The organism is Noviherbaspirillum massiliense JC206 (genome assembly GCF_000312045.1).
GTDB classification, from domain to species: Bacteria; Pseudomonadota; Gammaproteobacteria; order Burkholderiales; family Burkholderiaceae_D; genus Noviherbaspirillum; species Noviherbaspirillum massiliense.
This window is the reverse complement of record NZ_HE978634.1, coordinates 2,819,192-2,838,319: the sequence shown is the minus strand read 5'-3', so window position 1 is coordinate 2,838,319 and position 19,128 is coordinate 2,819,192. Positions and strand designations below refer to the sequence as shown.

22 protein-coding genes are annotated in these 19,128 nt (G+C 61.3%); 14 read left to right on the top strand and 8 right to left on the bottom strand.

Translation table 11 applies throughout. The features are described from left to right. Positions 1–43: 43 nt before the first annotated feature. The 3 genes from HGHM_RS13875 to HGHM_RS13865 are packed head-to-tail and all read left to right on the top strand — an operon-like array spanning position 44 to position 2,314. Positions 44–841, top strand: a complete 798-nt coding sequence (locus tag HGHM_RS13875) for a biotin--[acetyl-CoA-carboxylase] ligase (RefSeq protein ID WP_019142146.1) — start codon at positions 44–46, stop codon at positions 839–841. Between the two features lie 4 nt (positions 842–845). Continuing rightward, a complete protein-coding gene (locus HGHM_RS13870) occupies positions 846–1,628 on the top strand; it encodes a type III pantothenate kinase (protein WP_019142145.1) in 783 nt (260 codons plus the stop codon). After that, the gene (locus HGHM_RS13865; protein WP_019142144.1) at positions 1,622–2,314 is read left to right on the top strand and encodes an SPOR domain-containing protein; all 693 of its coding nucleotides are present in this window, start codon (positions 1,622–1,624) and stop codon (positions 2,312–2,314) included. The genes HGHM_RS13870 and HGHM_RS13865 overlap by 7 nt, the downstream gene beginning before the upstream one ends. 14 nt (positions 2,315–2,328) lie before the next feature. Here the strand turns inward: HGHM_RS13865 and HGHM_RS22685 are convergent, their stop codons facing one another. After that, positions 2,329–2,550, bottom strand: coding sequence for a cysteine-rich CWC family protein (locus HGHM_RS22685; RefSeq protein WP_075111723.1), 222 nt, complete (start codon positions 2,548–2,550; stop codon positions 2,329–2,331). Between the two features lie 204 nt (positions 2,551–2,754). Here HGHM_RS22685 and argB point away from each other — a divergent pair, with 204 nt between their 5' ends. The 5 genes from argB to pabB all read left to right on the top strand — a co-directional run bounded on the left by argB (position 2,755) and on the right by pabB (position 8,043). Then, positions 2,755–3,669: an acetylglutamate kinase gene (gene argB / locus HGHM_RS13855; protein WP_019142142.1), complete on the top strand. Its 915-nt coding sequence runs from the start codon at positions 2,755–2,757 to the stop codon at positions 3,667–3,669. Between the two features lie 143 nt (positions 3,670–3,812). Continuing rightward, positions 3,813–4,538 carry a pyrimidine 5'-nucleotidase gene (locus tag HGHM_RS13850; protein WP_034349061.1) on the top strand — a complete coding sequence of 242 codons (726 nt, stop codon included), beginning with the start codon at positions 3,813–3,815 and terminating at the stop codon, positions 4,536–4,538. 4 nt (positions 4,539–4,542) lie between these two features. Beyond that, positions 4,543–5,118: a nucleoid occlusion factor SlmA gene (gene slmA, locus HGHM_RS13845; protein ID WP_019142140.1), complete on the top strand. Its 576-nt coding sequence runs from the start codon at positions 4,543–4,545 to the stop codon at positions 5,116–5,118. 131 nt (positions 5,119–5,249) lie between these two features. Continuing rightward, positions 5,250–6,140, top strand: coding sequence for a DMT family transporter (locus HGHM_RS13840; RefSeq protein ID WP_019142139.1), 891 nt, complete (start codon positions 5,250–5,252; stop codon positions 6,138–6,140). Positions 6,141–6,174: 34 nt separating this feature from the next. Next, positions 6,175–8,043, top strand: a complete 1,869-nt coding sequence (pabB, locus tag HGHM_RS13835) for an aminodeoxychorismate synthase component I (protein ID WP_051155298.1) — start codon at positions 6,175–6,177, stop codon at positions 8,041–8,043. On the opposite strand, the gene HGHM_RS13830 is transcribed toward pabB, so the two are convergent. Further along, positions 8,040–8,927, bottom strand: coding sequence for a DMT family transporter (locus HGHM_RS13830; protein ID WP_034349056.1), 888 nt, complete (start codon positions 8,925–8,927; stop codon positions 8,040–8,042). The two genes, pabB and HGHM_RS13830, sit on opposite strands and share 4 nt — an antisense overlap. Positions 8,928–9,035: 108 nt before the next feature. Further along, on the bottom strand, positions 9,036–9,935 hold the full coding sequence (locus tag HGHM_RS13825; RefSeq protein ID WP_019142136.1) for a DMT family transporter: 900 nt from the start codon (positions 9,933–9,935) through the stop codon (positions 9,036–9,038). Between the two features lie 333 nt (positions 9,936–10,268). On the opposite strand from HGHM_RS13825, the gene HGHM_RS13820 reads away from it, so the two are divergent. Continuing rightward, the gene (locus HGHM_RS13820) at positions 10,269–10,685 is read left to right on the top strand and encodes a hypothetical protein (RefSeq protein ID WP_019142135.1); all 417 of its coding nucleotides are present in this window, start codon (positions 10,269–10,271) and stop codon (positions 10,683–10,685) included. A 247-nt stretch (positions 10,686–10,932) separates the two neighbouring features. Here the strand turns inward: HGHM_RS13820 and HGHM_RS13815 are convergent, their stop codons facing one another. The 5 genes from HGHM_RS13815 to gpmA all read right to left on the bottom strand — a co-directional run bounded on the left by HGHM_RS13815 (position 10,933) and on the right by gpmA (position 16,138). Next, positions 10,933–11,397 (bottom strand): host attachment protein, encoded by a 465-nt coding sequence (locus HGHM_RS13815; protein WP_019142134.1) that lies wholly within the window; start codon positions 11,395–11,397, stop codon positions 10,933–10,935. Positions 11,398–11,623: 226 nt separating this feature from the next. Beyond that, the gene (locus tag HGHM_RS13810) at positions 11,624–12,388 is read right to left on the bottom strand and encodes a HesA/MoeB/ThiF family protein (protein WP_034349052.1); all 765 of its coding nucleotides are present in this window, start codon (positions 12,386–12,388) and stop codon (positions 11,624–11,626) included. Positions 12,389–12,500: 112 nt separating this feature from the next. Next, positions 12,501–13,964 (bottom strand): S41 family peptidase, encoded by a 1,464-nt coding sequence (locus tag HGHM_RS13805; protein ID WP_019142132.1) that lies wholly within the window; start codon positions 13,962–13,964, stop codon positions 12,501–12,503. Between the two features lie 3 nt (positions 13,965–13,967). Next, positions 13,968–15,299 (bottom strand): murein hydrolase activator EnvC family protein, encoded by a 1,332-nt coding sequence (locus HGHM_RS13800; protein WP_019142131.1) that lies wholly within the window; start codon positions 15,297–15,299, stop codon positions 13,968–13,970. A 92-nt stretch (positions 15,300–15,391) separates the two neighbouring features. Further along, positions 15,392–16,138, bottom strand: coding sequence for a 2,3-diphosphoglycerate-dependent phosphoglycerate mutase (gene gpmA, locus HGHM_RS13795; protein ID WP_019142130.1), 747 nt, complete (start codon positions 16,136–16,138; stop codon positions 15,392–15,394). Between the two features lie 141 nt (positions 16,139–16,279). On the opposite strand from gpmA, the gene HGHM_RS13790 reads away from it, so the two are divergent. From HGHM_RS13790 to HGHM_RS13770, 5 genes are all read left to right on the top strand, one after another. Continuing rightward, complete coding sequence (locus HGHM_RS13790; RefSeq protein WP_019142129.1) at positions 16,280–16,681, top strand: rhodanese-like domain-containing protein; 402 nt, start codon at positions 16,280–16,282, stop codon at positions 16,679–16,681. A 13-nt stretch (positions 16,682–16,694) separates the two neighbouring features. Further along, entirely contained in the window at positions 16,695–16,958 is a 264-nt protein-coding gene (grxC, locus tag HGHM_RS13785) for a glutaredoxin 3 (protein ID WP_026076031.1), read from the top strand. 70 nt (positions 16,959–17,028) lie between these two features. Then, entirely contained in the window at positions 17,029–17,526 is a 498-nt protein-coding gene (secB, locus tag HGHM_RS13780; protein ID WP_019142127.1) for a protein-export chaperone SecB, read from the top strand. 103 nt (positions 17,527–17,629) lie between these two features. After that, positions 17,630–18,076: an SH3 domain-containing protein gene (locus HGHM_RS13775; RefSeq protein WP_019142126.1), complete on the top strand. Its 447-nt coding sequence runs from the start codon at positions 17,630–17,632 to the stop codon at positions 18,074–18,076. A gap of 41 nt (positions 18,077–18,117) precedes the next feature. Beyond that, positions 18,118–19,116 (top strand): NAD(P)H-dependent glycerol-3-phosphate dehydrogenase, encoded by a 999-nt coding sequence (locus HGHM_RS13770; RefSeq protein ID WP_019142125.1) that lies wholly within the window; start codon positions 18,118–18,120, stop codon positions 19,114–19,116. Positions 19,117–19,128 lie beyond the last annotated feature (12 nt).

The following is a 19,128-nucleotide window of genomic DNA, read 5'->3' as shown; positions in this document are numbered from 1 at the left end:
TCACGCCGCTCCATTGTTACACCCATCCCGCTACAATGCCGGGATGACGAACCGACTTTCTTCCCAAGGCATTGCCGCCCTGCGCCAGGGGGCCGCCGAACAGGTGGCGGTCGAGGTGGTGGCGCAGACCGGTTCCACCAATGCCGACCTCCTCGCCCGCCTGGGCAGCTTGCGCCAGCCGACCCTGCTGATCGCGGAGGAGCAGACCGCGGGGCGAGGGCGCGCCGGCCGCACGTGGTATTCCGCCCCCGGCGCATCGCTCACCTTCTCGCTCGCCTGGCGTTTCGGGCTGCCCCTGCGCAGCCTGGTCGGCCTTCCGCTGGCAGTGGGCGTGGCGATTGCCGAAGCACTTGCCACGTACGGCGTGAACGCGCAGCTGAAGTGGCCCAACGATATCCTCCTCGAAGGAAAGAAGCTTGCCGGCATCCTGATCGAAAGCGCAGTCGATGCACATGACACGGCCTCGGCGAGCTGGGCCGTCGTGGGCGTGGGCATCAATCTTGCGCTCGACGGGGAACTGGCGGCCCGGATCGGGCGCCCCGCAGCCGAGGTTCCGGGATTGATGCAAACGGACCGCGACAGTCTCATGGCTGTACTCCTGAACAAGCTGGCGCAGGCACTGGCCCGGTTCGAAAGCGAGGGTCTAGCCGCATTCATCGGGCAATGGAATGCATTGCATGCCTATGCCGGGCAGGCGGTATGCATTCTCGACCAGGGGCGCGTGCTGCATGAAGGGCTGGCTGTCGGCGTTGACGAGACGGGACGGTTTTTGCTGGAGACGGTCGCCGGCCGCATCGCCGTCATGGCGGGCGACATTTCCCTGCGAGTGAAAGAGGATTGAAGCCATGCTGCTGCTGGTGGATGCTGGAAATACGCGGGTGAAGTGGGCCGTGCCGGAGAATGCCTCCGGTGGCCTCGGCCGCTGGGCACACTCCGGTCTGGTTGAGCATGCGCAATTGGACAGGCTGGTGGACGAGTGGCGCGGACTGGGCATCACGCGGGCGCTGCTGTCGAATGTCGCCGGCGCCGTGATGCGCGAGCGCTTGCAGCAGATGCTGACTGAAGCGACTGCCTTGCCGCCGCAGGCGTTGCACTGGTTCGCATCCGTGCCGGAAGCCGGCGGCGTGCGCAATCAATATCGCAATCCGGCGCAGCTCGGCTGCGACCGCTTCGCTTCCGCCATCGGGGCACATGCCCTGTTCCCGGGCGAGGCACTGATCGTCGCGACCTGTGGCACTGCGACGACAGTCGATGCAGTGACGGCAGACGGCGTTTTCCTGGGTGGTATGATCCTGCCCGGGCTGGGATTGATGGCAAGCTCGCTGGCGAAAAACACTGCGCAACTGCCCCAGATCGCGCAAGACCTCTTGGTATCGCAGCCGTTCGCCGATCATACCGATGCCGCCATCGCCAGCGGCTGCATCGCGGCGCAGGCTGGCGCCATCGAGCGCGCGGTGCAGGCGCTCAGCAAGCGTCAGGCGCCGGCGGAACAGGTGCGCTGTGTGCTGTCGGGGGGCGCCGCGGCATTGATCGCGCCTCATCTGTCGGTGCCGCATCAAAGGATAGACAATCTGGTGTTGATCGGCTTGCAGGCTTTTGCCTTGACCTCATCAAACTCATCATGCTGAAACTCCTGTTCTGGCTCCTGTTGCTTGCAAATGCCGTTCTTCTGGCATTCCAGCAGGGCTATCTCGAAGCATGGATCCCGAGCGGACACGAACCCGCGCGCATGAACAACCAGTTCAATGCCGACAAGATCAGGCAGATTCCGGCGGATGCGGCAAGCAAGCTGGTCGCACCGCCCGCCACGCCGAAAGTGGCGGAGCAAAAGCCGCTCGAAAAGCCGCCCATCCTGGCTTGCGCGGAAATCGGCAATTTCACGGCGGATGATGCGAAGCGCTTCGAAGCCCAGGTCGCGGCGGTATCCGACAGCCTGAAGCTGTCGCAGCGCAGCGTGCAGGAAGCCGCAACCCATATCGTCTATATGCCGTCTCAGGGCAGCAAGGCGGGCGCCGAGAAGAAGGCGGAAGAGTTGCGGCGGCTTGGCATCAAGGATTTCTACATCATCCAGGACAATTCCGATTTGCGCTGGGGAATTTCCCTCGGCGTGTTCCGGCATGAGGAAGCGGCGCGTGCGCAGCTTGCCAGCCTGGCGCAGAAGGGCGTACGAAGTGCGCGCATCGGCGAGCGTACCGTTGCGGTAAAGACGGTGGCATTCCAGGTGCGCGACCTGGAACCTGCAGCACGCGAAGCGCTGGAGAAGATCAAGGCCGATTTTCCGAAGCAGGAAATCCGTAACTGCGAAGCCGCCTGATCGGCCCGCTTTCCTCAGCTCCCGGTGCTGCTGTCGGGAGGCGCATCGCTCGAAGACTCCATCAGTGCCCGCAAGCAGTCGGGACAGAAGCAGCGCGCGTCCATCTTCTTGTCTCCATTCAATGGAAGTGATCCTGCCGGCAAGGGCGGCAGGCGGCTACACCAGCAAGGCTCGGCCGACTTGCCGTCGACCATTCCGCATTCGAAGCCGGCGCCGCAGCGGGAACAGGTACTCATCTTGATGTGCAATTCCTGGAACTCGTTTCGTCAGTAGAAGGATACGCGTTTGGCCGAGCGAGGGGCGGCGTTCACGGAGAAGCGCGAACGGAATTGCAATTTGGGCAAAGCGGATGATGGGGTGTCCGGCGGAACGTGGGAAAACAGCGGGAAGCGAACAAGCTTTCGCTGTAAAATCCCGACAGTCTTTTTTTGGGAATGGCCATGACCGATTCAACAGAGCTCAACGGTTCCGACCTGGCTGGGGTCGCGCCGCAGATCAAGGCGCAGATTCTTGCCGAAGCGCTGCCCTATATCCGCAAATTCCACGGCAAGACCATCGTCGTCAAATACGGCGGCAATGCCATGACCGAAGAACGCCTGAAGCACGGCTTCGCGCGCGACGTCATCCTGCTCAAGCTGGTGGGCATGAATCCGGTCGTGGTGCATGGCGGCGGTCCGCAGATCGATAATGCGCTCAAGCGGCTCGGCAAGCAGGGCACCTTCGTGCAAGGCATGCGCATCACCGATGAAGAAACCATGGAAGTGGTCGAGTGGGTGCTGGGCGGCGAAGTGCAGCAGGACATCGTAATGCTGATCAATCATTACGGCGGCCAGGCAGTCGGCCTGACCGGTAAGGATGGCGGTCTGATCCGTGCGCGCAAGATGAAGATGCCCGACAAGGAAAACCCGGGCCAGTTCCTCGACATCGGTTTCGTCGGCGAGATCGAGGCGATCAACCCGGCGGTCGTCAAGGCGCTGCAGGACGATGCCTTCATTCCCATCATTTCGCCGATCGGCTTCGGTGAGGATGGTCAGGCCTACAACATCAATGCCGACGTGGTCGCCGGCAAGATCGCCGAAATCCTGAAGGCGGAAAAGCTGATCATGATGACCAACATCGCCGGCGTCCAGGATAAGAAAGGCAATCTGCTGACCGATCTGTCGGCGCGTGAAATCGATGAGATGTTCAAGGACGGCACGATTTCCGGCGGCATGCTGCCGAAGATTTCCTCCGCCCTCGACGCGGCGAAATCCGGCGTAAACACGGTGCATATCATCGATGGCCGCATCGAGCATTCGCTGCTGCTGGAAGTGCTGACCGAACAGGCTTTCGGCACCATGATCCGCTCCCACTGAGCTGCAGTTGGCCTGAATGGCACAAAGGGCGCGTCCCGGCATTCCCGGCGCGCCCTTTGTTCCTTGTGGCCCTGAATGCTTTCCGCCTTGCCAGGCCGGCCCAGAAAGTTTCACATGTCCACACAACTCCGGTAATCCCGCAGATGGCTTCCCCGATCTGGTTGTTCGACCTCGACAATACATTGCACAATGCCTCGCACGCGATCTTCCCGGCGATTAATGCCAACATGAACGCATACATGGCGAAGGTGCTGGGCGAGGGGGATGTGCCGGCCGATGAGCAAGCCGTTAACGCCGCGCGCGTCGCCTACTGGAAGCGCTACGGCGCGACCCTGCTCGGGATGGTCAAGCATCATCAGGTGCGTGCCGAAGACTTCCTGCGGGAGGCGCACCGCTTCGATGACTTGATAGCCATGATCCGGGCCGAACGCGGCCTGGCGCGGCTGCTGAGGCGCCTGCCCGGGCGCAAGATCCTGCTGACCAACGCGCCGCACAAGTATTCGCATGACGTGATGCGCCATCTCGGACTGCATCGGCATTTCGCCAAGCATATTGCGATCGAATCGATGCGGGTGCATGGCCAGCTGCGGCCCAAGCCTTCCAAACAGATGCTGCGCAAGCTCATCGCTAAAGAACGGGCGCCCGCATGCCGATATATCCTGGTGGAGGATACGGTAGATAACCTGAAGGCGGCCAAGACGCTCGGAATGCGCACCGTCTGGGTGACGCAGTATCTTTCCGCCCGCGCAAATTTACAACATCACCTTGGCCATTTGCCGCCACCCGGGCTGACAAAGCGCCCATCTTATATTGATGTCAAAGTAAAATCGGTGCGGCAGCTTCCTGACAACCTGTACAAAATCAGATAACAAAATGGCAACAACCAAACCGGGCGAGCGAAAACTGCAGATTCTCCAGACCCTGGCCGCAATGCTGGAGCAGCCGAAGGGAGAAAAGATCACGACCGCGGCGCTGGCGGGCAAGCTGGAGGTCTCCGAAGCGGCGCTGTACCGGCATTTCGCCAGCAAGGCGCAAATGTTCGAAGGTCTGATCGAATTCATCGAATCCACGGTGTTCGGCCTGATCAACCAGATCACGGAGCAGCAGGAGAACGGCTTGTCCCAGGTGCAGGCTATTGCCGTCATGCTGCTCGGCTTCGCCGAACGCAATCCCGGCATGACGCGGGTGATGATCGGCGATGCGCTCGTGAACGAAGACGAGCGCCTGCAATTGCGCATGAACCAGTTCGTGGAGCGCATCGAACTGGCACTCAAGCAGTCCTTGCGCATTGCTGCCACCCAGGGGCAGGCGAGCGAAGCGGAAACAGCCACCCGTGCCAACATGATTACCAGCCTGGTCGTGGGTCGCTGGCATCGTTTCGCCAAGAGCGGGTTCAAGCAAAGCCCGACCGACAATGCCCAGGCGCAGATCGCCATGCTGCTGGCATGAGCCGGCTGCCTCCGCACCCCGCGCCTTTGAATCCCGTTACACTCTGAAGCTGCTTTCGCCTCTTTCGCCTAATTCCGCACCGGTCTTTCCATGCAATGAAGACGGCGTCCGGAACAACTGACCTGCCCACGATGGAATCAAGCAAGACCTTCCCGGCGCTGCCTTTCGCCGCATTGCTGTTTGGCGGCATGGCGATCGGCTTTGCCGGCATCTTGATGCGCTTGTCGGATGTGAATCCGATCGCCTCCGCCTTCTGGCGCATGGCGCTGGCAGCGCCGCTGTTATGGGCATGGGCATTTGCCGTGCGCGGCCAGGACCGGGCCGCCAAGCTGCGGACCGATTTCACTGCCGCACTCGCGCTGGCTGGACTCTATTTCGCGGGCGACATGGGCATGTGGCACTTGTCGCTGCATTACACCACAGTGTCCAACGCGACGCTGCTGTCGAACTTCGCACCGGTGTTCATCGCCCTGTGGATGTGGTTCGCGCACCGGGCGCGCTTTGCGCGCGTCTTCATCCTTGGCATGGTGATCGCCTTGGGCGGCGCGGTGCTGCTGGTCGCGCCAAATGCCGCCGGCGAGCAGCATGCAGGCAGCACCAAGTTGCTGGGCGATTCGCTGGGGCTCGCAAGCGCAGTGTTTTATGCCGCGTATCAGCTCGCCATCAAGGATGCGCGCAGCCAGTACTCCACGGCCCGCCTGATGGCATGGAGCACCACGATCACCGCGCTGGCCCTGCTGCCCTTCGCCCTGGGTGCGCCTGGCGCATTCTGGCCAACCCAGGCGTCCGGCTGGCTGCCTCTGATTGCGCTCGCATTGCTCGCGCAAATCGGCGGACAGACGGTCATCGCCTATGCCTTCGCCCATCTGCCGGCCTCGCTCTCCTCGGTGAGTCTGCTGATCCAGCCTCTGACCGCCACCATTGCCGCCTGGCTGATCTTCCAGGAAGCGATCGGCCCGCTGCAAATGCTCGGCGCTGTCCTGCTGCTGTGGGGCATTTATCTGTCCAAGCGCGGCAGCTAGTCCTGCAAGGGCGGGATTTACAATACGCAGGTGAATGACAACACCTGACTCCCGAATCCGCTTGAATCCTTCGCCCGAATCAACTGTCGATTGCTTCGCGCTGCTCGATGATGCCCATGCCGACAGCGCCAATCCGCGCTCGCGCCTGTACACCGGCTATGTCGGCATGCTCGCCTGCGACGAGGCATCCGGGCTGCCGACGATGCTGGACCAGATGCAACAGGCATTGCAGCATGGCCGGCATGCAGTGGGTCTGTTCAGCTATGAACTCGGCGCGGCAATGCAGGGAATTGCACCGCGCATCGCGTGCGGGCCGCTCGCACAGGTACTGTTGTTCGAGCGCATGGACACGTTTTCCGCGGCTGAAGTGTCATCCTGGCTTGGCACGCACGTGCAATCAACGCAGCCAGCCGGCATAGCGGATGTACAGGCCAGTATCAGCGAAGCCGACTTCCATGCCGCGATTGAACGCATTCATGCCTATATCGAAGCGGGTGACACTTATCAGGTCAACTGCACCTACCGCCTGCGCTTCGATGCCTATGGCGACGTCTGGGCGCTGTACCAACGGCTGCGGCTGCGCCAGCCGGTGCCGTATGGCGCGCTGATCGCGCTTCCCGATGGCGGCGCGGTCCTGTCGTTTTCGCCCGAGCTGTTCGTGCGGCATGAAGGCGGCACGGCGAGCGCATGCCCGATGAAAGGCACGGCCGCTGCCAGCGGCGATGCGCAGGTCGATGCGCAGCGCGCCGCCGAGCTTGCCGCCGATCCGAAAAACCGCGCGGAAAACCTGATGATCGTCGATCTGCTGCGCAATGACCTCGGGCGCATTGCCATGCCGGGGGCGGTGCAGGTGCCGCAGCTGTTCAGGGTCGACCGCTACAGCAGCGTGCTGCAGATGACGTCGACGGTGCAAGCCGGGCTGCGTCAGGGCACCAGCCTCGCGGAAGTCTTCTCGGCACTGTATCCCTGCGGCTCGATCACCGGCGCGCCCAAGCATCGCACCATGCAGATCATTCGCGAACTGGAGCCCGATGCCCGTGGCATCTATACCGGCGCGCTCGGCTGGTTCGATGCGCCGCGGTCCGGAGAAAGTCTTGGCGCTTTCTGCCTGTCGGTGCCGATCCGCACGCTGGCGCTGCAGCCTCCCGGAAATGGCGGCGTGCGCAAAGGAGAGATGGGCGTGGGCGCCGGCATCGTCCATGACAGCAATGCCGTTGCCGAATATGCGGAATGCCAGCTCAAGGCAGGATTCCTGACCGGCCTGCCGGCCGAATTCGAATTGTTCGAAACCATGCATGCGACGCGCGAGAATGGTTGCCGCCATCTCGAACTGCATCTGCAGCGCCTGCGCGCTTCCGCCGCGTATTTCGGCTTTGCCTGTGACGAAGCGCAAATTCGCGAACGGCTTCAGCAGCATTGCGCTGCACTTTCACTGACGAAGCCATTCCGCCTGCGTCTGTCGCTCAAGCAGGATGGCACATGCACGATGCAAAGCGCGCCGCTGGCGCCACTGGCTGGCCCGGTGCGGCTGTTGCTGGCACAAGAGCCCACCGATGCCGGCGACCTGTTCCTGCGCCACAAGACGACCGTGCGCGCCAACTATGATGCAGCCTGGCGCGAAGCGGAAGCGCAGGGCGCCTTTGATCAGCTGTTCTGCAATGCCGATGGCGAACTGACCGAGGGTGGTCGCAGCAATCTGTTCGTGAAGCTGCGAGGTCGCTGGTACACGCCGCCCTTGTCAGCCGGCGTGCTGCCAGGCGTGATGCGTGCGGTGCTGCTGGCCGATCCGGGATGGCAGGCGGAGGAGCGGCGTTTGACCCTGGATGATTTGCGGGCAGCGGAACAGGTGCTCGTCTGCAACGCCTTGCGCGGCGTCCTCGCCGCCACCATTGTCTGGGGCTAGTCGGGCACCGCCGTGGCAGCGCCCGTCTTCGGTGGAAATGCCACCAGCCAGGTCGCCACGATCACGAGCGCGCAGCCGATCAGGGTGTTCAGATCGATAGATTCATGCAGGAACAATGCTCCCCACACCAATGCAAACAGCGGCGTCAGGAAAGTCACGGTGAGCGCCTTGGTCGGTCCGAGGTCGGCGATCAGGCGGAAATAGATGAAGTAGGCGACCGCGCTGCACAGCAGGGCCAGAGCGAACTCGATCAGGATGATGAAGCCAGTCACTTCGCCGCGCATCGGTGCCAGCGGCAGGAAGGGAAGGATGAAGAAGGCTGCGGCGAGCTGCGAGCCGGTTGCCATCATTGGTGGCGTGATGCCGGCCAATGCCTTTTTCGAATAGGCGCCGGCAATACCGTAGCAGAGCGCGGCTGCAACGCAGGCGAGCGCGGCCACCAGGACTTGCTGCGTGAACGCGGCCGGGCCGAGGCGCACCAAGAAAGTCACGCCGATGATGCCGGTCGCGAGTCCGGCGAGCTTGCGCATCGTCAGTTGTTCTCCGAGCACGGCGGCGCCGACCAGCGCGCCCCAGAGTGGACTGGTCGCATTCAGGATCGCCGAATACCCCGCGGGCAGGGTGAGCGCTGCATAGGAGTACAGGGCGAAGGGCAGCGCGGAATTCAGCGTGCCGAGCACCAAGTATTGTTTCCAGTTCGCGGCGAACTTCATCGGGCGCCTGGTCGCGCCCATGAATGCAAGCATCGCGATGCCAGCAATGGCGACGCGCAGTTCCGCCGTCCAGAGCACGCCCAGCACGGGGGCAAGGATGCGCATGAACAGGAAGGAGCCGCCCCAGATGGCGGCGAGCAGCAGCAGGCGGGCAAGGTCGGCGTTACGCATGTTCATTCCACAAATGAAGGAATTGCAAGGATAAGGCAGGCGCCGGAATGGCGCTGGCCGCAACCGGACATCGGCATGCGAGCAGCTGCGCGGCGCCTGTGGCAGCCCTCAGGCTTCCATGACGACGGTCTCTTCCTGCTCTGGATGCGCTGCCGGCAGCACCAGGCCCATCGCCATCAGCACGATGGCACCGCCCCCCAGTGTGGATGGCCGCACTGACTCGTGCAGGAAAATCGCAGCCCACAGCATGCTGAAGAGCGGGATCAGAAACGATACCGACATGGCGCGTGTCGGCCCGATCTTCACGATCAGGGGGATGAAAAGCGCCTGTGCCAGCGCGGACGACAGCAGGGCCAGCGTCAGCATGCAGGCCAGCGCCGTCATGGAAGGCATGGCGGGCGGCAGCGAAAACGGAATGGCCGGCACCATCAGCATGCCGCCGGCCACCAGGGAACCGGTAGCCATTGCGATCGGATGCACGCCATTCGGATGCCCGGTCTTCTTCACCACGATGGTGGACAGCGCATAACTGGCAGCGGCGCACAGGCAGGCTGCGATGGAAATCAGCACCGTGATGGACAGCGGCAGGGCGCCGGCTCCGACCAGAATGGCAACGCCGGTCACGCCCAGCAACAGCCCGGCCAGTTTGCGCAAAGTCAGTTTCTCCGCCAGCCAGATGATCGAGAACAGTGCGCCGAACAAGGGCGTGGTGGCATTCAATACGGCGGAATGCGCCGCCGGCAAATGCAATGCCGCAAAGGAAAAGCAGGTGAAAGGTAGGACGCCGGCAAAGAGGCCGACGAGCACATAAGCCTTCAGGTTGCGCCGCCAGTTCAATGGGGTGCCGAAGCATCGGGCAAAAACGAGCAGGGCACTGCCGGCCAATGCCGTGCGCAGGATCGCCGTCAGGAGCGGGCCGAGTTCCGGAACGATGATGCGCAGGAAAATGAATGAGCCGCCCCAGATGGCAGAAAGTAAGACCAGCTTGGCAAGGTCGGCGACAGGCATTCGGAAAGAGTGGTCAAGCGGAAAATCGCCGAACGATTGTAGCACCGGGGAAAAACACGCTGTTCACCAGCTCGGCGTTTTCTTCTTGCCGCTGTGGCGACGGAAAGACACTGGCGTTGCCGCGCAATCCATTCCCCTGCATGGCATCCAATTGCCTTGGTTCCAATGAAGCGAATCTGTGTCGTACGAGAATGCAAATTGGAGACGGCAAGCCCTTTTGCTTCTTGCTTGATTCATGCCAAATCGCTGCGGATGGGTGTGCAATCGGCGCTTGATAGAGGCCAAAAATGAGTTTTTGGCAAAGACGAATAATCACGCCCAAGGGGAGATTACATGATCATCAAAAAAATCCTGGCAGGCGTTCTCGGTTTGATAGGCATGGCGGTCGCGATCATTCCAGCCGAAGCTTGCGACGATGGATGTGTCACGAAAAAGACCGGCAAGCAGAAATACGTGGAGGCTTCGACTGGTGCGAATGGGGCGAATGCCTCTGCAAGTCAATCATCGCGAATTGCTTCGTCTGATACGACGAGCGGCGAAGAGGAACAACTGACAAGACAGAGCTTGACGGAACTGCGGCACTTTGCCGCGTATGCCAGATACCGGGCGCTTACCAGCACCTCCAGCGGCGCGACTGCGGTCGATGACGACGTCACTTCCCCGAAGGCCGATCCGGCCCCGGGCGACAGGATGGACAGCAGCGGGGCGGCCGAAACATTCGCCTGCCCGGATCCGCGACACGGCAACTGAAATTCAAGGCATCCACGCGTCGTTCCGCCATGGATGACGGTGCATGCTGCAGAGCGGGACTCCGGTCCTTGCGGAAGCGGTATCTTCGCTCGCGCAGCATGAACAAATTACGAATGGAAAGCGGTGCTGAATGGCTGATGTCAGGCCGCATGCTCCTTGAACGGGACCCGCGCAAAACAGCCGTGGCCCGAACTGGCAAGGCATGAACGCGATTACCCGACCAAGCGCGCAGTGATCAGCGATGCTCCTACGCCTTTTGCGCCTGGATCTGCTCCCATAACTGTGCGGCGTTGAAATGCGTGTAGTCTTTATTGATCTCCAGCTTCACGACGGACTCCAGCCTGGGGTCAAGCAGTTTACGCAACATGCCCAGGAATTGCGGGGATACGACAAGCGAGAGTTGCTGGAATCGGCCTTGCTGATACTCCTGCAGCAGGTAGCTGGCGATGTCTCGGGCAAACAATTCCGCCGAATGCTTGTCCGGTGTCTGCGGCGGTTCATACAGTTTGTTCGGTGTCGCCCCCCCGGTGTTGTGTATGCTTTTCGTGCCGGACGTCGGGCCTCTCTTGTCCGACTCGGTGTTTTCGAGCATGCGCAGACGCGAGGGGTCGTTGATCATGTCGTTGAATTCTTCCAACGAATCCGATGCGTGCTCCTGAGAAAAGAATCTTGCCCGACTTGCATTTGCTGAAACGATCCAGGTTGCGTCCATGTTGCCCTCGTTAATATCCAAGTAAGAAACTTCGATGCTGGAGCCATCAGAATGTTCCGGCTATTGCGGGAAAGGCTTCCAAAGAATCAGGCAGCGTCAGTCCGCGGCTTGAAAGGAGGGCGGGAGGTGGACGGTTTTCCGACTAGTGAAATACGCGGTGAATTGTTTGCAGCGAGAATAAAGCGTGAAGCGCAAGGGCGATCCCGCTCATCCAGTGCCCGCCGCGCTATCGGTCATGCGCAGAATGGCTGCCGCACACCAGGCAGTCACTGTTGCGCGCAATCCTAATGCTGGTCCATTCCATGCTGCGCGCATCCAGCAGCAAGAGGCGTCCGGCCAGCGACTCGCCGATTCCCGCAACCAGCTTCAACGCCTCGGCCGCCTGCATGGTGCCGATGATGCCCACCAGCGGCGCAAACACGCCCATGGTCGAACACAGCACTTCCTCGAACTGCTGATCGGGCGGAAACAGGCAGGCATAGCAAGGTGCGTCGTCACGCCGCGGATCGAACACCGAAATCTGGCCGTCGAAGCGGATCGCCGCACCGGAGACCAGAGGCACGCGATGCGCCATGCAGGCGCGATTGATGGCATGACGCGTGGCGAAATTGTCGGTGCAATCCAGTACCACACTGGCTTGCCGCACGAGTTCGCTCAAGCGTTCATCGTCGACGCGTTCGGCCAGTGCGACGACATTGACCTCGGGATTGATTTGCGCGAGCGTCTGCTTGCCCGATTGCGCCTTCGGCTGGCCGATGCGTTCGGTGGTATGCAAGATCTGGCGCTGGAGGTTGGTCAGGTCCACCGTGTCATTATCCACCAGGGTGATGGTGCCGATGCCACCCGAGGCAAGGTAATACGCTGCGGGCGAGCCAAGTCCACCGGCGCCGATCACCAGGGCATGCGCATCCAGCAGCCTCTGCTGGCCTTCGATGCCGATTTCATCGAGCAGGATGTGCCGCGAGTAGCGCAGGAGCTGATTGTCGTTCATGGTTGGTTCCAAGATGGCAGTTCGCTGGAATGGCTGTTCGGTCATCGCCTATTGTAGTGGCGCACAAAAGAAAAGGCCGCATCGCTGCGGCCTTGTTCATGGCTGGTTGCGCTTATTTCTTGTCGTTGTGTTTCTTGTCCTTGTCTTCGTCGTTGATGGTCGTCTCTTTCTTGCTTTCGACCACTTTCGACTTGGACAACTGGACCGGCAAGCCCTTCAGATGATTGAGCGCTTGTGCCAGCTGGAAGTCATCCTTGCTGCCGAATTCCAAGGGCTTGCGCTTTTTCTCCAGGGCCGCCAGGCGCTGCTCTTCCTCGAGCTCATCCACCTTGCCCTTGACTTCATCCTTGTCCTTGTCGTTCGACAAATGCTTCTGCAAGTCGGCTTCGCGCAGGCGCAGACCGTTCAGGCCGTCGCCCTCCGCGGTCTCGTCGACCATCAGGTCAGGCACGATGCCCTTGGCCTGAATCGAGCGGCCGTTCGGCGTGTAATAGCGCGCAGTGGTCAGCTTGACTGCGGTATCGGCGGTCAGCTGGCGGATCGTCTGCACCGAGCCCTTGCCGAAAGTCTGGCTGCCCATGATGGTGGCGCGCTTGTAATCCTGCAGGGCGCCCGCCACGATTTCGGAGGCAGAGGCGGAACCGGTATTGACCAGCACTACCATCGGCACCTTCTTCACCGCTTCCGGCAGTTTTGCCAGCGGATCGCTGGTCGCGGCGCGCGAGGAGGTATAGAACTCGCGGCGCGCATAGAAGGTGGCTTTCGAATCGGGCAACTGGCCGTTGGTCGATACTACCGGCACATCCTTCGGCAGGAAGGCGGCGGAGACGCCGATCGCTCCCGGCAGCACGCCGCCCGGGTCATTGCGCAGATCCAGCACGATGCCCTTGATGTTCGGCTCCTGAGAGTACAGGGCGGTGAGTTTCTTCGCCAGATCGTCCACCGTCGGCTCCTGGAATTGCGATACGCGCAGCCAGGCATAGCCTGGCTCGACCATCTTCGCCTTCACGCTCTGCACGCGGATTTCCTGGCGCACGATCGTGAAGATCAGGGGCTTGTCTTCTTCCTTGCGGGCGACGGTCAGCGTGATCTTGGTATTCGGCTCGCCGCGCATGCGCTTGACCGCCTCGTCCAGAGTCATGCCCTTGACCGGCGTCGAGTCGAGCCGGGTGATCAGGTCACCTGCCTTCAGGCCCGCCTTGTAGGCCGGCGAGTCCTCGATCGGCGAGATCACCTTGACGTAACCGTCCTCCATTCCGACCTCGATGCCGAGGCCGACGAAGCGGCCCTGCGTACCCTCGCGCAGTTCCTTGAATGCCTTCTTGTCCAGGTAGGCGGAATGCGGATCGAGCGATGCCACCATGCCGGAGATGGCCTCGGTGAGCAGCTTCTTATCTTCTACCGGCTCGACATAGTCGGACTTGATCAGGCCGAACACGTCAGCCAGCTGCCGCAGTTCATCTACCGGCAGGTTGGCAGTGCTTTTTTGTGCGTTCGCTTCGAATTGCATCGAACCGGCGATGCCAGCGATCACGCCCAAGCCGATGAGGCCGAAATTCTTGAGTTTGCTGCCCATGTGTCACCTAATAGTTACCCAGTCCAAGGGGTCGAATGCGCGGCCCTGATGCCGCATTTCGAAGTATAAACCCGATTGCTCGCTGCCGCCGCTGTTGCCGGCACTGGCAATGATATCGCCTGTCTTGACAGTATCGCCAGCCTGTTTCAGAACGGCTTGATTATTACCATAAATCGTCATGTATTGATCGCCATGATCGACGATGATGAGATTGCCGAAGCCGCGCAGCCAGTCGGCGAAGATGACCCGCCCGCTTGCCACGGCTTTCACTTCCGCGCCTTCCTGTGCGCGGATGAACAAACCTTTCCAGCTGGGTGCATCGCCGCGCTTGCTGCCGTATTTTGCAATCAATTCGCCTTGCACCGGCAGGTGCAAATGGCCGCGCAGCGCCTTGAACGGTCGTGCGTTTTTGACGCTGGCCTCCGGCACGAGTTCATTCCGCGCCAAGGCTCTTGCCGGTGGTTCATCATCGTCGATCGCATCCGGATTGGGATTCTTGGCCACGGCCGGTGTATCCCGCCGGGTGGCGCTTTCCTGCTCCCGTGCCTTTTCCCGCATGCGGGCCAGTTGCTCCTGTCGGCGCTTTTCCCGGGCCGCCGCCTCGGCCTTCTGTTGCTCTTCGATCAAGCGGTTCAGCCGCTCGACCAGGGCGCCCAGCCGATGCTGGTCGCGCTCGATGTTGCCCGCCTGCCTGCGCTGTTCCGAGAGCTTGTTCGACAACTGGGACAGCAGGACGGTGCGCCGGGCCTTTTCCTTTTCCAGCTGTGCCTTTTGCTCGCGCTGTTCCTGCGCGATTTCCGACAATTCATCCCGAGCGCCCTGAACATCGGCCTTGTTGGCCTCGATCGATTGCAGGTTGGTGCGCAGCGAACCGATCAGCTTGGCCTGGGCTTGCGATGCATAACCGAGGTATTGCAGCTCCCGGTTGATGCGGTTCGGATTGTCGCCGGACAGCAGCAGCTTCATCCTGTCCTCGTTGCCGGCGGCGTATTGCTCCCGCAGCAGCCGCCCCAGTTGCCCGCGCTGTGCTTCCACCAGTCTGGCGAGGCGTTCCTGTTCGCGGGACAGCCTGCTCAGTTTTGCCTCGGTCCGGCGCTGCTCGTCGGCCAGGTCGCGCAGTGCACGATTGGCATCCGATATCGCCGCTTCCGATTCCGCCAGTGCATCGGCAGCATGGCCTTTTGCGGTTTCCGTACGGTTGATGTCGCGCTTGAGCGCATTCAGCTTTTGCTGCAGTTCGGCACGTTCGGCTTCGGCGTCCCGCTTTTGCCTGGAGCGTTCCGAGAGCTTGGCGCTCTGGGCGGATGGCAAGGCAAGTGCGAGCGCCAGCGCCATCCCGGCCACACCCAGCCCGCGCCAGCGAGCGGGGTGCCGCGACCTTGCCGGGACGCGCTTCGAATGACCGCCGGGCTGCATGAACGGACGTATTACTTCGATTTCCCCTGGTTCGCCACCGCTTTCATGGCCGCCTCGATGGCTGCCTGATCGCCCAGGTAATATTTCTTGATCGGCTTCAGGTCCGCATCCAGTTCGTACACCAGCGGCTGCCCGTTGGGAATGTTCAGGCCCACGATGTCTTCATCGCTGATGCCGTCCAGACTCTTGATCAGGGCGCGCAGGCTGTTGCCGTGCGCCGAAATGATGATGCGCTTGCCTGCACGGATCGCCGGCGCGATCGATTCATTCCAGACTGGCATCACGCGCGCCACGGTGTCCTTGAGGCATTCGGTAAGCGGAATTTCCTCCCTTTTCAGCTTCGCATAGCGCGGGTCGTTGAATGAGGTGCGCGGATCGTTTTCTTCCAGCGGATTGGGTGGGGTGTCATAGCTGCGGCGCCAGACCAGAACCTGCTCGTCGCCGTACTTGGCGGCGGTTTCCGCCTTGTTCAAGCCTTGCAGGGCGCCGTAGTGGCGTTCGTTCAGGCGCCAGCTGTGAACGACGGGCAGCCACATCAGGTCCATCTCGTCGAGCGTCAGCCACAAGGTGCGGATTGCGCGCTTGAGCACCGAGGTGTAGCACAGGTCGAACATGAATCCGGCTTCCTTCAGGATCTTGCCTGCCTGCCGGGCTTCGGCCATGCCTTTTTCAGTCAGATCGACATCGGTCCAGCCGGTAAAGCGGTTGTCGAGATTCCACGTGGATTCGCCGTGGCGCATCAAAACGATTTTGTACATGGTTGAAACGGGAAATGTTGGAGGAAATTTTTCAGGGCCGGAATGGCAGCTGCAATCGTGCTTCGCCTTCTATTTTATAATGGCGGGATTGCTTAGGGTCTATTAATGGACCCTTAACCATTTCAACCACGCGAAATTCAAGTGAAATTCATCATCGACAATATCTGGCTCATTGCCATTGCAGCCATCTCCGGCGGCGCATTGCTGTGGCCGAACGTGCAGCGACGCGGCAACAATCTCACCTCATTGCAAGCCACCCAACTTATTAATCAGGGAAAGGCGCTCATTCTAGACGTGCGCGATCCGGCTCAGTTTGCTGCCGGTCATATGCGTGACGCAAAGAATATCCCTCTCAAGGAATTGCCTGGCAGAATTTCCGAACTCGACAAGTTCAAGTCGAAGACGGTCATCGTCGTCTGCCAGTCCGGCACCAATTCGGGCAAGGCGGCATCGCAGCTCAAGAAGGCTGGTTTCAATCAAGTGGTCGGCCTGCAAGGCGGCCTCAATGCATGGCAAGGGCAGGGCTTGCCGTTGGCGAAATAATGGAGGCATCAGCATGACTGCACGAGTATTGATGTACAGCACTGGCGTTTGCCCCTATTGCATGATGGCGGAGCGCCTGTTGAAAGCCAAGGGTGTCGAACACATCGAGAAAATCCGGATCGATCTTGATCCTGAACAGCGCGCCGAGATGATGCAGAAAACCGGCCGCCGTACCGTCCCGCAGATTTACATTGGCGACACCCATGTGGGCGGCTTCGACGACTTGAGCGCCCTCGATCACAGCGGTAAACTGGATCCTCTGCTGAAAGGCGCGTAAGCGCGGCAGGCAAGGTCCTCCACGCGGGCGGCGCACCGCCGTCCTTCGTCAATCCTACTGAAAGCTCTTGATGTCCGACCAGAACCAGCAACCCGTATTCCAGATCCAGCGCGTCTACCTGAAGGATTTGTCGCTGGAGCAGCCGAATTCCCCGGCCATCTTCCTCGAGCAGGAAGCTCCCAATATCGAAGTAGCGGTTGACGTTGGCGCGGAAGCGCTGGCTGACGGGGTTTTCGAATCCACCGTCACGATCACCGTGACCGCGAAGATCAAGGACAAGATTGCCTTCCTGGTTGAAGGCAAGCAGGCTGGAATTTTCGAGGCACGCAACATTCCTGAAGCGCAGCTTGATCCCCTGCTGGGCATCGGCTGCCCGAATATCGTATATCCCTACCTGCGCGCCAACCTGGCCGATGCGATTACCCGCGCGGGCTTTCCGCCGGTGCACCTGGCGGAGATCAATTTCGAGGCTTTCTACCAGCAGCGCCTGCAGGCACTGGCCGAGCAGCAGCAACAGCAAGGCGGCTCCGGCATTGTGATGCCCGACGGTACCGCAGCCAAGCACTGAATTCCGCCTGGCGGATTTGCCCCGGCCGGCTTGCCTGACGTGTCGGCCGGGTTCCGCCCACGTCTTCGCCTAATCACCTGAAGAACATCGCCAAAGGTCTCGAATGAAATTTGCGCGCCCAATCGCTTTCCTTGCCTTGGTCTTTGCTGCGTGCGGCGTGGCGCATGCCACCGAATTCAGGTCGGTAGGGGCGGCCCCGGCCGTGCTGTACGATGCGCCTACCGAAAAAGGGCGCAAGGTATTCATCGCCCCACGCGGCATGCCGGTTGAAGTGGTGCTGACCTACGGCGCCTGGACCAAGGTGCGCGATGCCTCCGGCGACCTGTCCTGGATTGAATCGAAAATGCTGTCCCCCAGGCGCAGCGTGATCGTCAGCGCGGCAAGCGCCAAGGTGCGGACTGCGGCGGATGATAATGCACCCCTCGTCTTTACCGCCGACAAGGGCGTGCTGCTCGAACTGGCCGATCCGGTCGCCTCCAGCTGGATCAGGGTCCGGCATCGTGATGGCCAGGCCGGCTTCGTGAAGGCGGCCGAGATCTGGGGCGAATAAGGCTGCCGTTTCCCATGCAAGAAAATCTCGCGATCAGTCCCATGAAGATCGGCGTCCTCGGCGCAGGTGCCTGGGGCACTGCGCTGGCAATTGCGCTGGCCGACCGGCATCAGATCGTCCTCTGGGGGCGGGATGAGGAAGCCATGCGCGAGGCGGAGCAGCAGCGCGAAAATCGCGCCTACCTGCCGGGCTTCAAGCTGCCAGAGGGATTGCGCGTGACTGCGGATTTCGAGGCTGCGATCGCGCATGTCAATGATGGCCCTGCGCTCCTGATTGCGGCCACTGCTGTGGCAGGATTGCGCCCGCTCGTGCAGCGGCTGAAGGAACGCCCCATCCCGAACCTCATCTGGCTGTGCAAAGGCTTTGAGCAGGACACCCGGCTGCTGCCGCATCAGATGGTGCGCGAGGTGTTGGGCGATAGCATTCCCCATGGCGCCTTGTCCGGACCCTCGTTCGCGCAGGAAGTCGCGCGCGGCCTGCCTTGTGCATTGACTGTGGCATCCGGAACGGCCGCTCTGCGCGACCGGGTGGTGCAGGCGGCCCATGGGCGCAATATCCGCGTCTATTCGTCCGATGACCTGATTGGCGTCGAAGTCGGCGGTGCCGTAAAGAACATTCTTGCGATCGCGACCGGTGTGGTTGATGGCATGGGGCTCGGGCTGAATGCGCGCGCCGCGCTGATCACGCGCGGCTTGGCCGAAATCACGCGACTCGGCGTGGCGCTTGGTGGTCGATCCGAAACTTTCATGGGCCTGACCGGTGTCGGCGACCTCATCCTGACCTGTACCGGCGACTTGTCGCGCAATCGTCAGGTTGGCCTCGGTCTGGCCCAGGGAAAAAAACTCAATGCCATCGTCGCCGAACTCGGTCATGTCGCCGAAGGCGTGCGCTGCGCTCAGGCGGTGCGTGCGCTGGCGCAACAGCATGGCATCGAAATGCCCATTACCAATGCCGTGGCAGGCGTCCTGTTCGACGGCGACTCGCCAAGGGAAATGGTGACGCAGCTGCTGTCGCGCGACCCGCGCGAGGAAGCGGCCTGAACAGGAAAACAA